At 77.6% G+C, this 800-nt stretch carries 1 pseudogene; it reads right to left on the reverse strand.

The features are described from left to right. Positions 1 to 800: pseudogene (locus ACQ0O7_RS45180) on the reverse strand (hypothetical protein); the annotation flags it as partial.

Here is an 800-nt window from a genome sequence, read left to right on the forward strand (position 1 = left end):
GCGGCCTTGGAGTCGGCCAGCACCCGGGCGGCATGGGTCGCGCGGGCACCGGACTCGGCCTTGTCGGCTGCCGCGTCGGCGGACCGGGCCGCGGCCTGGGCCTTCTCCGCGGCGGCCTGGGCCCGATCGGCGGCGGACTGCGCCCGGGTCGCGGCGGCCCGGGAGTTCGCCGCCGCGCCGGTGGCGGTGTTCGCGGACGCCCGAGCGGATCGGGCGGCGTTACCCGCGGTGACAGCCTCCCGGTCGGCGAGGGTGGCCTGCTCCTGCGCCTCACGCTTCTCGGCCTCGGTGGCCGCCGACGCCGCGGCGGCACGCAGCGCCTGTGCCTTGGCCTTGGCCGTCTGCTCCGCACGCTCGGCGGAGTTGGCCGCGTCGCGGGCCTGTCTGGCGATGGCCTCCTGCTCCCAGGCCCGGTCGTCGGCGGCCGCAGCGGCGTTGGTGGCCGATTCGGCTCTGGCGAGCGACTGGCCGGCGATCCCGGCCTGCCGGTCGGCTTCAGCACGGGCACTCGCGGCGACAACGGCCTGGCGTTCGGCTTCGGCGCGGTGGCGCTCGGCGTTGGCACGTTCGTCATCGGCGATCTTGCGCTGCCGGGCGGCCTCGGCGGCCTGGTCCTCGGCGATCCTGCGCTGCTGGGCGACCTTGGCCGCCTCGGCCGCGGCAGTGCGCTCGGCGGCCTGGGCCTGTTCGCGGGCGGTCTTGGCGCGGGCCGCGGCGGTCTTCGCCGCGGTGGCCTGCTTCTCGGCGGAGGCGGCGAGTTTCGCGGCGGCACGGGCGTGCTGTTCGGCGTGGTGGTTCCA

Origin of the sequence: Actinoplanes sp. G11-F43 (assembly GCF_050589265.1) — a bacterium.
Classification (GTDB): Bacteria; Actinomycetota; Actinomycetes; order Mycobacteriales; family Micromonosporaceae; genus Actinoplanes.